We start from the raw sequence: 13,900 nt of genomic DNA, 5'->3' as shown, positions 1-13,900 counted from the left end.
CTCATTAAAATAACTGATAAAACGTACTCACTTTCTTTCCCTGACTGTCAGCCTGCCCCCGCCGCTCGTTAATAGAAAAACGCTCGCCTGCTCACTGTCCATCAAGCTTTTCATGGAAGATCTGTTCCTATCTGCTAATTTTTAAGCTGTTCCCCTGCTGCTGAGAAAAACAACAATATGATTAACACCCTTAAACTTTCCTCTGATTTTCGCCACAGTTTTCTGCGCGAAGTGTTGGTGCCGCTGGTGGCTATCCTTGTGCTGACGTTTGCCGGTGCGGGTGCGGCACTATTTATTGGCACGTCACTGACCAATACTGAGGCCCGGCATCAGCAGCAGCGGATGATTGAGGCCTCTTTTTCGCAGAGTCTGAATGAGCATCTGCGCCAGTTGCATAGCCTGTCACGCTGGCGGCCCTTTGAGGAGCATCTGGCTGAGGGGAACAGCGACAGGTGGCTGGATGAGAACATCGGGCAGTGGCTGTATGAGATGTTCGGTCATCAGCTGATTATGGTGCTGGATGCGCAAAACCAGATCGTCAGAGTCTGGCGTGAAGGCCAGCCGGTTATGGAAGCGGACAACGGTCCGCTGATCGCCGAGGTGCTGCAAAACACGCTGATCCAGGATCCCAGGCGTCAGGATAACGCCGATTATGCCCGTGTTACCCAGCGAGCTGCGGCGCTGGCCGTGGGTAGCATCCAGCGGGATAGCAACGACCTGCCGCGTTTCCGGCTGGTGAGCCTGAAATTTCTTGACGACGGTTATCTGGCGAGCCTGGCGGAACGCAATCAGCTGGAGGGACTGCACTTTTCTGATGGCACATCTCAGTCCGGCACCAGCGCACGCTATCTGCTGATCGCGCAGGCGGGCGAGCCGGTTGGCTATCTCAACTGGATCCCCGCCCGCCCGGGTGCGCAGATGCTGCGCACCATCGGGCCGTCTACCGGGCTGGCGGTGCTGGCGATATCGCTGCTTTGTCTTTATATGGTACGGCGACTCTGGAACTCGTCAGTTAACCTCTCGCAATCGATGCTCAGGCTGGGCGCATCGGAAGCGCAGGCACAACATCTGGCATTTCATGACGTGCTGACCGGCCTGCCGAACCGCGCGCTGGTTGAAGACCGCTTAACCCAGGCGCTGGCCCTGGCGACGCGCAACGATCAGCGGGTAGCCTTGCTGCTGATCGATCTTGACCGCTTCAAGGCCGTCAACGATACCCACGGTCATCATGCTGGCGATGAGCTGATCATCGCGGTGGCGCAGCGCCTGAGTCGTATCGTGCGGGCCAGCGATACCGTGGGACGCATCGGGGGCGATGAATTTATCGTGGTGATGCCGGAGGTCGATAATATTGGTCAGGTGAATAGCCTGGCGCAGCGCATGATTGACGAGCTGGCTCAGCCGTTTACCCTGTTCGGCAGCGATGTCTGGAGCGGGGCCAGTATCGGACTGGCGCTGGCACCTAAAGACGGCATTGATCGGCTGGAGCTGATGCGCAAAGCCGATATCGCGCTGTATGAAGCCAAAAGCGGCGGGCGCGGCCGGTTTCGTCAGTTTGAACGGGCAATGGATGAGTCAGTGCAAACCCGGCAGACCATCGCCGCCGATCTGCGTACGGCGCTGCAAACCCGACAGGGACTGGAGGTATGGTATCAGCCACTGATGGACGTTGGCGGTCAGCAGATGGTCGGCATTGAAGCGCTGCTGCGCTGGCATCACCCGACGCGCGGCCTGATCGCACCCGGTGAATTTATCGCGATTGCCGAAGAGACCGGCCTGATTATCCCGCTGGGCGAATGGGTGCTGGCTGAAGCCTGTGCCACTCAGCAGCGCTTTCCCGATTTGCTGGTGGCTGTCAATGTCTCGCCCGTGCAGTTCCGCTCTACCGGCTTTGTTGACCGTGTAATGGCGATTGTCAGCCAGCACGGCGGTGACCCAAAGCGGCTGGAGCTGGAAATCACTGAGGGCGTATTAATCGAGGATGAACGCGAAGCACGCGAGATTATTGTGTCGCTGCGGGAAGCAGGCTTCCGCATCGCGCTGGATGACTTCGGCACCGGCTACTCCAGCCTCAACTACCTCAGCACCTTCCCGGTGGACAAAATCAAAATTGACCGCTCGTTCACCCAGTCGCTGGGCGTGGCGGAAAATTCCGTGGCGATTGTTGAATCCGTGGTGAAACTGGGCCATGCCATGGGGCTGATAGTGACGGCGGAGGGTGTCGAGACCGCCGGGCAGATGTCTGCACTGGCAGATGCAGGCTGTAATCAGCTGCAGGGCTATCTGTTCAGTCAGGCGGTACCCGCCGATCAGCTTGAAGCGCTGATGAGATTACCTGCGCCAGAGGATACGCAGCGCGAATAGTGCTGCGGATGGCCTGAGCGCATAACGGCGCTCAGGCCATCCGGAATCGCCCTGAGAATCAGGGCAGCACCTCTTACTGTGGGATGCAAAACGCTACACGCCCAGGCTATCCAGCAGCGCGGCCGACGTAGCGACCGCGCCAAAGATGCCGCCCTGCATAGGGATCATGCTCAGCGCCGCCTCATGATGCCGCTGCTCGGTCGCAGCACAGCAATCGGAGAGCACCAGGCACTCAAAGCCGCGATCGTTGGCTTCGCGCAGCGTGGTATGGACGCAGACGTCGGTGGTAATACCGGTCAGGATCAGGTTACGGATGCCGCGACTGCGCAGAATCAGCTCCAGATCGGTGGCGTAAAACGATCCCTTCCCCGGTTTATCAATCACCACTTCCTCCGGCAACGGAGCCAGCTCCGGGATGATTTCCCAGCCCGGTTCACCGCGCACCAGAATACGGCCACAGGGTCCCACATCGCCGATCCCGGCGTTCATCCGTCGCGAGCGCCAGCGCTTGTTGGCGGGCAGATCGCTGAGGTCGGGCCGGTGTCCTTCACGGGTATGGATAATCGGAAACTGCCGGGCGCGCATCGCCGCCAGCACCTGCTGCAAAGGGACGATGGGCGCGCGGGTCAGGCTCACATCATAGCCCATGCTGTGGACATAGCCGCCGACACCACAGAAATCGGTCTGCATATCAATCACGATCAGCGCCGTGTCAGCCGGGCTAAAGCTGCCGTCAAACGGCCAGGCGTAGGGGGTCGAATTAACGCTGTAGTCGGGCATTGCTGTTCTCCATTACCGGGCGCGGCATGCGCATTTTACTGATCAGGGTGTAGCTGATGGCGGCGGTCATCAAACCGATCACCGCTTCACCGAACTGCGGGAAAGCCACATGGGCGATGACTGCACACAGGCTGCCAATCGCCCATGCGGCAAACGCGGTGCCACGGAAACGCTGCGCCGGACGCTGCTCGCTGATGCGCGCCATGAAAATCAAATCCACAATCATTACCGCACCAAACGGCGGCACCACAATGCCCAGCAGGCTGAGCCACTCCAGGAAGTAAGACCAGACTCCCGCCAGCGCCAGCACGCCGCCAATGGCACCGAGGATCAGCGTCCAGAGGCGCATTTTGCTGCTGAACAGATGGCTGAAACCCACCGCACCGTTGTAGAGACAGTGGGTGCAAACTGACCCCAGATTGATAAAGACAAACAGACAGGCCACCACCGACAGGAAGGCGCTGTGTCCCATCAGCATCGGCAGAAAGTTACCGCCGTTGGTCAGCGGATCAACCGCCGCGCCCACTGCCACAATCACCACGCCAAACAGATAGGAGATCACATTGGCGATCGGGAACGCAGAGAACGCGGCAATCACCGCCGAGCGGCCATTCTTCGACCAGCGGGTGAAGTCAGCGGTCATGGTGCCGGAGTCAGCAAAACCGGCCACCACCATAGTGACGGCGGTGCCCATGCTCATGGCACCGGCGGCGCTGGCGCTGCCCTTCCACTGCGTCACGATGGAGAAGTCGTGCTGTTTGCTGATCAGCCACAACGCCACCATCCCCAGCACCACAAACAGCGGCGCGGCGATCATCCCCAGTACCGACAGCGCCCGCACGCCCAGGAACGTAATACCTGTGTAAAGGATCATGGCAAAGGCGGTCACCGCCAGCGCATTCCAGCCAAAGGTCTGATTAATCACCGTGCCGGTGAGACCGGTCTGGAAGGCATACCAGCCGATCACCACCGTCGAGAGAAAACCGGAAACCAGGATGTAGCCTTTGCTGCCAAAGGTGCGTCTGGCCTGCAGAGCGAAGTTCATCCCGCTGTTACCGGCGTACCAGCTCAGCGCACCGACATAGGCGAACAGCACCAGGTTGCCCAGCAGAATGGCGATCAGCGCGGGCCAGAATCCCAGATGCCAGGTGATGATGCCGCCAAACAGCGCGTTGGTGAGGATCATCGGAAAGCCAAACCAGACCGCCGAGACGGAGCGGGTGGAATGACGGTGCGACAGCGGCACCGGCTCATGTTCAAACTCCTGCTCCAGCGCAGGTGTATCAGATGTTTTCATTGGGCGATTCCGGGTTGAAGGTGATTCCACGGCTGAATGCGCTCGAAAGCGGCACTGGCAGCCAGCACTAACGCATCATCAAGATGACGTCCGACAATCTGCATCCCGACGGGCAGGCCGCTGGCGGTAAAACCGGCGGGCACAGACGCAGCAGGCTGTCCGGTGAAGTTGAACGGGAAGCAGAACGAGAGCCAGTGATCGCTGCGGACCATGCGGCCATCAATGATCTCTGGTCCCTGCATCCCCAGCGGAAATGGCGGCACTGCCAGCGTCGGCGTGATCAGCAGATCAAAGCGCTGCATAAAGCGCCACAGGCTGTTGCTGACCGCTTTTCGGGTGGTGATGGCATCGGTGAAGTTTTCCGCCCGCCAGTCGCGCTGCAGCATGGCGACCAGATGCGGCGACATCTTGCTGTCCTGCTCCGCCATCATCTGGCGCATGCCGGTGAGATCGCTCTCCATCGCCACCAGCGCGCCAAAGGCGGCAGCCGGATCAGGGAAGCCGGGATCGGCCAGCTCCAGTTCAGCCCCGATTTCAGCGGCAAAACGCTGCACCGCCGCGCTGACCAGCGCCCGCACCTCCGGGTCAACAGCCACATAACCAAAATCTGCGCTAAAGGCGATGCGCAGTTTGCCAGGCAAATGCTCTGGTGCGCCCAGCCAGTCAACGTCGCAGCAAGGGATCGAGTGGCGGTCACGCATATCCGGCCCGGCCATCAGCGACATCATCAGGGCGGCATCGCGCACGCTGCGCGTCATCGGCCCGATATGCTCCAGTGACTCCCAGCTCGACACGCCGGGATAGCGCTCATCGCGGCAGCCGGGCCACAATGGCACCCGGCCCATTGACGCCTTAAAGCCAAAAATGCCGCAGTGCGCTGCCGGAATGCGTACCGAGCCGCCACCGTCGCTGCCCAGTGCAATCGGGTAGAGCCGCGCCGCTACCGCTGCGCCGGAACCTGCGCTGGAACCGCCTGGCGTCATTGCCCGATCCCAGGGATTGCGTGGTGACGGGAACAGCGGATTGTGTCCGACGCCGCTGTAACCAAACTCCGGCGCAGTCGTTTTGCCCAGCAGGACGGCGTCGGCGGCCAGCAACCGTTCCACCGTGATGTCGTCATCTTCCGGTACGAAATCTTTGTATGCCGCCGATCCGGAGGTGGTTCTGACGTTTGCGGTGCAGATTAAATCCTTCACCGCCAGCGGTACGCCCGCCAGCGCGCCCAGCGTTTCCCCGCGCACCCGTCGGGCATCCACTTCTCTGGCCTGTGCCATTGCCCGTTCAGGCGTCGGGGTACAAAAAGCCTGTATCGCCGGTTCCCGCTGTTCCATCCGCGCCAGCGCCGCCCCGGTCAGCTCGCACGCCGACACGTCCCCGCTGCGAATCAGAGCGGCCATCGTGGTGGCATCTTCGTCTAATAAGGAGTCAAACATGGGTTACCTCGCCAGAATTGTACCTGTCAGCGAGTGCATGAAGCGTGCCAGTTAGCGGTGATGCATCCGGTCTGAAACGGGGATGCCAGATGGAATACGGGCTGGGATACAAGATCGAATTCTTATGATGTTGGGGATGGGTGGCTGTTTATTTTTTCAGCACGATGATGGCGCAGGCCTGCGCGATAAAGGGGCGTAATAGCTGAATGGTTTGCGGGCTGGCTTACAAAACGATGTCGATAATCAGCAACAGCGGCCGATATGCTGGAATCAATAACCACATCTTTACCAGTGATGTTTGAGGTTACTGAGCAGGAGAGCAAAAATCGAGTTTCAGGGATTCATAAGCTGCGGCAGGGATGAGAAGTGCGCTTTGAAGAAGATATTTATCTTGAAAACTACGAAATCAGGCGAAAAAAATTCATTTACGATCGGCGTATTCATTACAGTTACGCGTTTGTTGCCGGTAATGAGAATTACACTGTCATCGTGGGCACGCTAATGGATGAACAGACCTTTACCCGCATCAAATACCAGTTGCCACCCGGTATCGCTTTTCCGGTTAACGGGCTGGCTGAAGTCTGTTTTGACGTGTTCGATGGTCTGGAGTGTCTGGGCGATTTCCGCCATATCAGCTTTGCAGGATTAGGGGGTGCTGTCGTTTTCAAAAGCGTACTCCTGGCGTTAATGGCACACCATGAAAGCTTCTTTATAGGCGGTTTTGTTTTCTAGGCTGCATCAGGAGAGATCGTCGACCGCAATCGCCCGACACCCCTTGAGGAGATCTATGACGCTTTGCTTGGGTTAAAAAATGAACTACGCTACAATCGCCGAACAGGGTTGCCGAAGAAAGCACCGCAACCTTTAATCCCGAAATATTTCCGGGCTTATAAAGTAGTGACTACAGGGAGAGCTTGCTATGTCGTTTTACGATAAATACGATGGCATCACAGATGCGGCTGATGCCGAGAACAGGGAGTTAAGGGCACTATTGATAGCTGAGTGGCTGGCCAGACCCGATCTGCCCGCCATTAAAGCCCAGTTAGCTCAGAGGAAAAAACGCTCCTCATCTGCCCTGTTGCGCCGCAAGCTGAAAGAGCTGAATGCGCGCGAAATGCAGAAAGCTAAGATCAGCGCTTAACTCTTAAAGGCCCGATAAACGGGCCTTTCGTATTTTATCAGCTTCTGGCTCACACGCGGGCGGCTTTCCGCCACCCACAGCGCACTCACCTCTACTCCGGAAAATCCGTCTCCACTGACGTCTGTTTCCACGCTTCTATCTCAGCCAGACGCTCTTTGAGCTTGCTGGTAACGGCGTCATGGCCCCAGGCCCCCATCACCAGATGGCGTGGCGGGTTGTCATGTTCGGTGATGGCGATCATCGCCGCGGCGGCCCGTGCCGGATCGCCTTTCTGAGTACCGCTGTATTCGGCGGTGGCTTTCATCCGTGCGGCTGCAGTCTCTGCATAGTCCGGCAAGTTACTCGGCGTCTGATGCAGTGAGCGTCCGGCCCAGTCGGTGCGGAACGGACCGGGTTCGACGCAGGTAACGTGAATGCCCAACGGCCCCGCTTCCAGCGCCAGCGAGTCGGACCAGCCTTCCACCGCATGTTTGCTGGCAGAGTAGTAGCCTGAGCTGGCAAAGCCAATTAAGCCAGCCACAGAGGTGATGTTGATAACATGACCGCTGCGCGTTTTGCGCATCGCAGGCAGCACCGCGCGCGTCAGGGCGAACAGGCCAAAAACGTTGGCATCAAACTGGGCGCGAATTTCACTTTCCACACCCTCTTCCACCGAACTCTGGTAGCCGTAACCGGCGTTGTTTACCAGCACATCAATGGTGCCGAAGGTGTCTAAAGCTGCTTTGACGGCCTGGTCGATGCTCGCCTGCCGGGTCACATCCAGCGCCAACGCCAGTGCGTTGTCGTGTCCTTCAACCAGATCGGCGATGGACGACGTATCACGCGCCGTTACGACGACCTTAAAACCACGCGCGATGGTCTGCTGCGCCAGTTCACGACCAAAACCGGTTGAACATCCCGAGATTAACCAGACAGGGCTGGAATGAGCAGTCATGTTAAGACTCCCGTTAAGTATGATGAAGGGGTTTACGACCCGGACGTGAGTGCATCCGGGGATCAAGGTTAGCGAGGCGGAACCGCCCCACTTAGCCCTTAATGCTTTTTATGGAACAGCTGGCTGGCGGTGTCGCTGATGATCTGCGCCGCCCCGCGATCGCCTTTCACCATCGACGCCATAAAGGCTTTCGCCTGCTTAAAGGTGATATGCGGCGGTAACGGCGCAACTTCCGGATCGGTTTTCACCTCCAGCAAGACCGGGCGATCGGCGCTGAGCGCACGCTGCCATGCACCGGCCAGATCGTCAGGATTATCGACATAAATTCCGACCATCCCCAGCGACTGCGCAAACTCGGCATACTTCACGTCCGGCAACTGCTGCGAGGCGTCAAAGCGCGGATTACCCTCCATCACGCGTTGCTCCCAGGTGACCTGATTGAGATCCTGATTGTTGAACACGCAGACGATCAGGCGCGGATCGGCCCATTGTTGCCAGTATTTCTGGATGGTGATCAGCTCGGCCATGTTGTTCATCTGCATCGCGCCGTCACCTACCAGCGCCACCACCGGTTTCTCCGGGTGAGCAAATTTCGCGGCAATGGCGTAGGGCACCGCCGCGCCCATACAGGCCAGGCCGCCGGAGAGCGAAGCGCGCTGCCCCTGTTTCACCCGATAGTCGCGGGCGAACCAATTGGCGCAGGAGCCGGAATCCGAGGTAACAATGGCGTTGTCCGGCAACTGAGGCGACATCTCCCACACTACCCGCTGCGGATTGACCGGATTAGCGGGTGCCATGGCGCGCTCTTCCATCAGCGTCCACCAGTCACGTACCTGAACCGCGATAGCTTCCTGCCAGCTGCGATCCTCTTTGTGGGTTAGCAGCGGCAGCAGCGCACGCAGGGTTTCAGCCGCATCGCCATGCAGATTGACTTCGCTGGGATAGCGCAGGCCGAGCATGGCCGGGTCGATGTCAATCTGTACCGCACGCGCCTTGCCCTCTTCCGGCAGGAATTCTGTCCACGGGAAGCCGCTGCCGATCATTAGCAGGGTATCGCAGTTCTGCATTAAATCAGATGAGGGCTTCGTGCCCAGCAGGCCAATCGAACCGGTCACAAACGGCGCATCGTCCGGCAGCACATCTTTGCCCAGCAGCGCTTTTGCCACGCCCGCACCCAGCACATTGGCGACCTGAACCACTTCCACGGCGGCGTCGCGTGCGCCTGCCCCGATCAGAATCGCCACTTTTTTACCGGCGTTAAGCACCTCAGCGGCGCGTTGCAGATCCGCTTCGTAAGGAATGACTTTAGGACGTTGATAGCCGCTGCCGGAATGGGTAAAACCGTGCAGATGCTGCGGCGGCTGCCACTCTTCATCCTGAATATCTTTAGGGATGATGATCACCGCCACGCCATTTTGCGCTTTGGCGATGCGCACGCCACGGTCCAGCAGATGGCGCACCTGCGTTGAGGTCGAGGCTTCCTGAACAAAGTTGGCGACGTCCGAGAAGATGCGATCCAGATTCATCTCCTGCTGGTAACTGGCACCCCGCGCAGTCGCCTCTGCCTGTCCGGCAATGGCCAGCACGGGGGCATGGTCCATTTTGGCGTCATAGAGTCCGGTCAACAGATGGGTTGCGCCCGGTCCGCCAGTCGACAGGCAGACGCCCAGCTCACCGGTAAATTTTGCGTGTCCGGCCGCCATAAAGGCCGCCATCTCTTCATGACGCACCTGAATAAATTCGATGCCGTCCCCTTTGGCGTTTGCGCGCTGAATCGCCCCCAGCACGCCGTTAATCCCGTCTCCCGGATAGCCGTAAATGCGTGTGACGCCCCACTCTTTCAGGCGCTGGACAAAAAAATCACTGGTTTTCATGCTCATCGTCGCGTTTCCCCTCGTTGTCCTTACAGACTTAAAGCGTAGTAGACGATGAGCCATCACCGTTAACTGTTCGCCATTGCCGGGTATCGCTGACGCAAATCACTGAATATTTGCGCCATATCCGCCGTTTCGCCTGTCTCCTCCACCGCCCGGAATACCTGGGTTTTCAGGAAGTGACGCCAGCTCACCGGCGCGTTTGCCAGAAAGGCGGTCAGCAACTGATAACGCTGAGGCGTCCAGCACGTTTCGAAGCGACTCCGTGCTTCGCCGTGCTCAAAATGGTGTGCGACCTGCTGCGGCATGTCGGCGCGCAACCTTTCTGTCGCCGCCTGATCCACGCGGTTATCCACTACCACCACGCCATACTGCGCTCTGGCCGCCGCGACGCTGAGATATCCACAGCGCACATCCTGCATGACCGCCTCAACATCGCGCTGTGACGGCAGGCCGTAACCGCCTGCACCGGGTCCGCGCACGTCGACCACATCACCTGGCTGGCAGTGGATCACATCGGTGTTACCGTGATTAATGACTTCACCGTTGCGCCGGGTACGGAAGGTCGACAGCGCACCGCTCTGTCCGCCCACTACACCCGCCGAGGCAAACACTGACCGGTTACGGTTGCGCGCGGTAATGGTGGTGTTGGGCGAGAAAATCTCGAACGCCATTTCGGTCGCCAGGCCGCCGCGATAGCGACCGGCGCCGGCGCTGTCCTGCGCCAGTCCGTAGCGATGGAAGCGAATCGGCACTTCCGCTTCGTTGATCTCAATCGGGGTGTTTTTCAGAAAGGCGGAAAGCCCGCCAGAACCATCGGGTCCGTCATGATGCGGCGTGCCGCCCGCCCCACCGCCCACCGGCCCCAGTGAGGCGACTACGCTGCGGTTCTGCGTCTGAGTGCGGATGTTCATAATCGAGTTGCCGCCCGGTGAGTTCGCGGGCAGTCGGTCCGGCATCGCCAGCGAGAAGACGCCAATCGTCGCAATCTGCGACAGTGCACAGGTCAGCGAACGCATCCCCACTGCTGCAGGTGCTTCACAGTTCATCACCGTGCCTGGCGGCAGAATTGCCCGGGTTGGCCGCAGCGTACCGGCGTTAAGCAGCAGCGAACGGTCCAGCGTTGATAGCACATAGGTGACGCCCACCAGCGCCAGCGGATGCCGCTCGCGCCCGCCAGTCGGCATGTTCAGCGACGACGCCAGCTGCGGATCGCTGCCGGTGTAGTCCAGCTCCAGCCGGTCGCCCTGCACCCGCAGCGTAATGGCGATGCGACAGGGATAGCCGCCCTCGCCATCTTCATCGGCGTAGTCGGCGTAAAAGTATTCACCGTCGGGAATGGTACTGATAATCGTGCGCGCCTGCGCTTCGGCATAATCGAGAATGCCCTCAATGCCCTGCAAAAAATCATCAATGCCAAAGCGGGCAATGATGTCGTGGATTTTGCGCTCGCCCACGTTCACCGACGCCAGCTGCGCCTTGAAATCGCCCCAGTTCTGATCAGGCACCCGGACGTTGAGCCGCATAATGCTGGCGACCTCTTCGTTGAGCTGACCCTGTTGTATGATCTTCAGCGGCGGGATGCGAATACCCTCCTGCACGATATCGGTCAGCGAGCGCGACAGCGAGGCAGGCACTGCGCCGCCGACGTCGGTGTTGTGAATGTGACCGACCACGAAGCAGACTATTTCGCCCTGATGGAATACCGGCTTCCAGATGTGGATATCGGGCGAGTGAGTTGCCACGTTACCGGCGTAGGCGTCGTTGGTAATACAGATGTCGCCCTCGGCGTACTCCTCTATCAGCGCCAGCACCGGCGCATAGTCGATGCCGCTGTACCAAGGCGCGCCAAAGCTGCGCGGCGAGGCAAATGCCAGCCCGCTGCGGCTGACAATCTGGCAGGAGAAATCTTCCGTCTCTTTCACGAAAGTGGAGTGCGCGGTGCGCATCAGCGTAAAGGCCATCGCATCAGCCGCAGCGGCGCAGTAGTTCGCCAGGATCTGTAAGTTACGTCCGTCAATCGCCATGTTATGCCTCGTTCGCCGTGATGAGCAGATTACCGAATGAATCGACCGTGACGCTCATGCCGGGCGGCACGCAGGTGGTGCAGTCGTCCTGGGCGATGATGACCGGGCCACTGAGCTGATGTCCGGCACGCAGCACTGAACGCAGCACTAAATCGATCTGATGCCAGCCGCCGTCGATCCAGGCTCGGGTCTGTTTCAGGACCGGCACGGGTGCTGTGGCGGGGGGAAGTGTGATGAGCACCGGTTTCGGCGTCGGTGAGGTCATCACCAGCCGCAGGTTGATCAGCTGCACTGGCGCCTCCGGGTCACAGTGACCAAACAGCTGCTGGTGCTGCCGGTCAAAGGCGTCATGCAGCGCAGCGAAGTCCGCCTGCACCAGCCAGCTCGCCTCCAGCGGCACGTCGATTTCAAACGACTGACCGCGATAGCGCATATCCGCGCTGAACTGCAGGCTGTATGGCATGTCGCTGCCGTGCTCCTGCGCCAGCCAGCCGCAGGCGCGCTGCTGCAAGGCGTCGGCTTCACTGGCTAAGGTGTCGGCCAGCGCAGGCGTCAGATCGCCGTAGAGCGTACGGATAAAGTCGTTGCGGATGTCCGCCACCAGCCCGCCCAGCGCTGAGAGCACGCCCGGCGTCGGCGGCACGATCACCCCTTTCATGTTCAGTTCGCGGGCGAGAAAACAGCCCATCATCGGTCCCGCGCCGCCAAAGGCGAGGAACCAGAATTCACGTGGATCGAGGCCAAAGCGCGACAGCAGGCCGCTGGTGTCGCTGTACATGCTGGAGATCGCCAGCTGGATAGCGGTCTCGGCGGTTTCTTCAACCGAAATTGCGAGCGCATCCGCCAGCGGCTGCCAGGCCGCACAGGCGGCGGCAACATCCACCGTCACCGCGTCATAACCCAGCGCACCGTGGCCCATCATGCCGCAGGCGGCAAAGGCATCGGTAGCGGTCGGCTGCGTGCCGCCGCGCTGGAAGCAGACCGGCCCGGGTAGCGAACCGGCGCTGTCCGGCCCCATCTGCAATACGCCCTGCCCATCAATCCACGCCAGCGAGCCGCCGCCCTGACCCACCGAGGTCACAGCGACGGAAGGAATAAAGATCGGGAAATCCCCGATGATTTCGCCATTGCCCTGCGCCACCTTGCCGTCGATGATCACCGCCACGTCGGCGCTGGTGCCGCCGATATCCAGGCTGAGGATTTTGTCAAAACCGCAGGCGCTGGCGAGGTAACTGGCGCCAATCACGCCGGATGCGGTGCCGGAGAGCACCATCTGCACACATTCGCGCTTCGCCTGGTCAACGCCCATTACCCCGCCGTTGGATTTGGTGATGCGCGGCGGTGGCTTAACGCCAAGCCGTTGCAGTGCCTGCTCAAAGGATTCCAGGTAGTGAATGACCATCGGCTGCACGTAGGCGTTGATGGTGGCGGTGATGGTGCGTTCATATTCGCGGATGATCGGCCAGATGTCGGCGGAACAGGAGGTCAGCAGTTCAGGTGCCACCTCATCGATAATCGCCTTCACCGCCGCTTCATTGTGTCGGTTGCGATAGCTGTGCAGCAGCGACACCACAATGCCCTGACAGCCGGCAGCGCGTGCCTGATGGATTGCGTCGAGCACACTCTGGCGATCCACGGGTTGCAGTATGTTGCCCTGCGCGTCGCTGCGTTCGCGGATGGCAAACACCCTGTCACGGGTAATCAGCGGCGCTGCACGCCGTGAGAAAAGGTCATGGATATGCGGGATTTTCAGCCGGGCCAGCTCCAGTACATCGCAGAAGCCCTCGGTGGCAAACAGCGCCAGCCGCACGCCGCGCCGCTGGATCACCGCATTGATGCCTACCGTGGTGCCGTGAGTGAAGTAGCCAATTTCAGCGGGATCAATGCCCTGCTGCTGCTGAAACTGCGCCAGCCCGGTTAAGATTTCGCTGCCGGGCTTATCCGGTCGCGACAGGACCTTCAGGGTGTGGATCTGGTTCGTTTGCTGATCGAGCACGGCGAAATCGGTAAAGGAACCACCAATATCCACGCCAACGCGGTATCGCATATC

The 13,900-nt window shown here is 59.7% G+C and carries 10 protein-coding genes; 3 read left to right on the top strand and 7 right to left on the bottom strand.

The features are described from left to right. Positions 1-177: 177 nt before the first annotated feature. Positions 178-2,364, top strand: coding sequence for a putative bifunctional diguanylate cyclase/phosphodiesterase (locus ACTJKZ_RS02645; RefSeq protein WP_161735925.1), 2,187 nt, complete (start codon positions 178-180; stop codon positions 2,362-2,364). 93 nt (positions 2,365-2,457) lie between these two features. On the opposite strand, the gene biuH is transcribed toward ACTJKZ_RS02645, so the two are convergent. Genes biuH through ACTJKZ_RS02630 form a run of 3 tightly spaced genes read right to left on the bottom strand, consistent with a single transcriptional unit; the run spans position 2,458 to position 5,874 of the window. Further along, positions 2,458-3,144, bottom strand: a complete 687-nt coding sequence (biuH, locus tag ACTJKZ_RS02640) for a biuret amidohydrolase (RefSeq protein ID WP_161735926.1) — start codon at positions 3,142-3,144, stop codon at positions 2,458-2,460. Next, positions 3,125-4,441 carry a purine-cytosine permease family protein gene (locus ACTJKZ_RS02635; RefSeq protein ID WP_161735927.1) on the bottom strand — a complete coding sequence of 439 codons (1,317 nt, stop codon included), beginning with the start codon at positions 4,439-4,441 and terminating at the stop codon, positions 3,125-3,127. The genes biuH and ACTJKZ_RS02635 overlap by 20 nt, the downstream gene beginning before the upstream one ends. Continuing rightward, positions 4,438-5,874, bottom strand: coding sequence for an amidase (locus ACTJKZ_RS02630; RefSeq protein WP_440829188.1), 1,437 nt, complete (start codon positions 5,872-5,874; stop codon positions 4,438-4,440). Before ACTJKZ_RS02630 ends, ACTJKZ_RS02635 begins: the two co-directional genes overlap by 4 nt. 366 nt (positions 5,875-6,240) lie before the next feature. Between ACTJKZ_RS02630 and ACTJKZ_RS02625 the strand changes: the two genes are divergently transcribed. Then, entirely contained in the window at positions 6,241-6,606 is a 366-nt protein-coding gene (locus ACTJKZ_RS02625) for a hypothetical protein (RefSeq protein WP_440829187.1), read from the top strand. A gap of 187 nt (positions 6,607-6,793) precedes the next feature. Further along, entirely contained in the window at positions 6,794-7,015 is a 222-nt protein-coding gene (locus tag ACTJKZ_RS02620; RefSeq protein ID WP_010670899.1) for a hypothetical protein, read from the top strand. A 91-nt stretch (positions 7,016-7,106) separates the two neighbouring features. Here ACTJKZ_RS02620 and ACTJKZ_RS02615 read toward each other — a convergent pair whose 3' ends face one another. The 4 genes from ACTJKZ_RS02615 to ACTJKZ_RS02600 all read right to left on the bottom strand — a co-directional run bounded on the left by ACTJKZ_RS02615 (position 7,107) and on the right by ACTJKZ_RS02600 (position 13,897). Beyond that, entirely contained in the window at positions 7,107-7,949 is an 843-nt protein-coding gene (locus ACTJKZ_RS02615) for an oxidoreductase (RefSeq protein WP_440829186.1), read from the bottom strand. A 98-nt stretch (positions 7,950-8,047) separates the two neighbouring features. Continuing rightward, positions 8,048-9,829 carry a thiamine pyrophosphate-requiring protein gene (locus ACTJKZ_RS02610; protein ID WP_222925305.1) on the bottom strand — a complete coding sequence of 594 codons (1,782 nt, stop codon included), beginning with the start codon at positions 9,827-9,829 and terminating at the stop codon, positions 8,048-8,050. 62 nt (positions 9,830-9,891) lie between these two features. Beyond that, on the bottom strand, positions 9,892-11,850 hold the full coding sequence (locus tag ACTJKZ_RS02605; protein ID WP_222925304.1) for a hydantoinase B/oxoprolinase family protein: 1,959 nt from the start codon (positions 11,848-11,850) through the stop codon (positions 9,892-9,894). Position 11,851: 1 nt separating this feature from the next. Continuing rightward, on the bottom strand, positions 11,852-13,897 hold the full coding sequence (locus ACTJKZ_RS02600; RefSeq protein ID WP_440829185.1) for a hydantoinase/oxoprolinase family protein: 2,046 nt from the start codon (positions 13,895-13,897) through the stop codon (positions 11,852-11,854). Positions 13,898-13,900 lie beyond the last annotated feature (3 nt).

This window comes from Pantoea sp. 22096 (assembly GCF_052045955.1).
GTDB classification, from domain to species: domain Bacteria; phylum Pseudomonadota; class Gammaproteobacteria; order Enterobacterales; family Enterobacteriaceae; genus Pantoea; species Pantoea alfalfae.
This window is presented reverse-complemented; position numbering and strand designations above follow the sequence as displayed.

Coding starts and splice junctions, on each gene's coding strand:
- ACTJKZ_RS02645 (WP_161735925.1), top strand. CDS start 178: ATGATTAACACCCTTAAACTTTCCTCTGATTTTCGCCACAGTTTTCTG.
- biuH (WP_161735926.1), bottom strand. CDS start 3,144: ATGCCCGACTACAGCGTTAATTCGACCCCCTACGCCTGGCCGTTTGAC.
- ACTJKZ_RS02635 (WP_161735927.1), bottom strand. CDS start 4,441: ATGAAAACATCTGATACACCTGCGCTGGAGCAGGAGTTTGAACATGAG.
- ACTJKZ_RS02630 (WP_440829188.1), bottom strand. CDS start 5,874: ATGTTTGACTCCTTATTAGACGAAGATGCCACCACGATGGCCGCTCTG.
- ACTJKZ_RS02620 (WP_010670899.1), top strand. CDS start 6,794: ATGTCGTTTTACGATAAATACGATGGCATCACAGATGCGGCTGATGCC.
- ACTJKZ_RS02615 (WP_440829186.1), bottom strand. CDS start 7,949: ATGACTGCTCATTCCAGCCCTGTCTGGTTAATCTCGGGATGTTCAACC.
- ACTJKZ_RS02610 (WP_222925305.1), bottom strand. CDS start 9,829: ATGAGCATGAAAACCAGTGATTTTTTTGTCCAGCGCCTGAAAGAGTGG.
- ACTJKZ_RS02605 (WP_222925304.1), bottom strand. CDS start 11,850: ATGGCGATTGACGGACGTAACTTACAGATCCTGGCGAACTACTGCGCC.
- ACTJKZ_RS02600 (WP_440829185.1), bottom strand. CDS start 13,897: ATGCGATACCGCGTTGGCGTGGATATTGGTGGTTCCTTTACCGATTTC.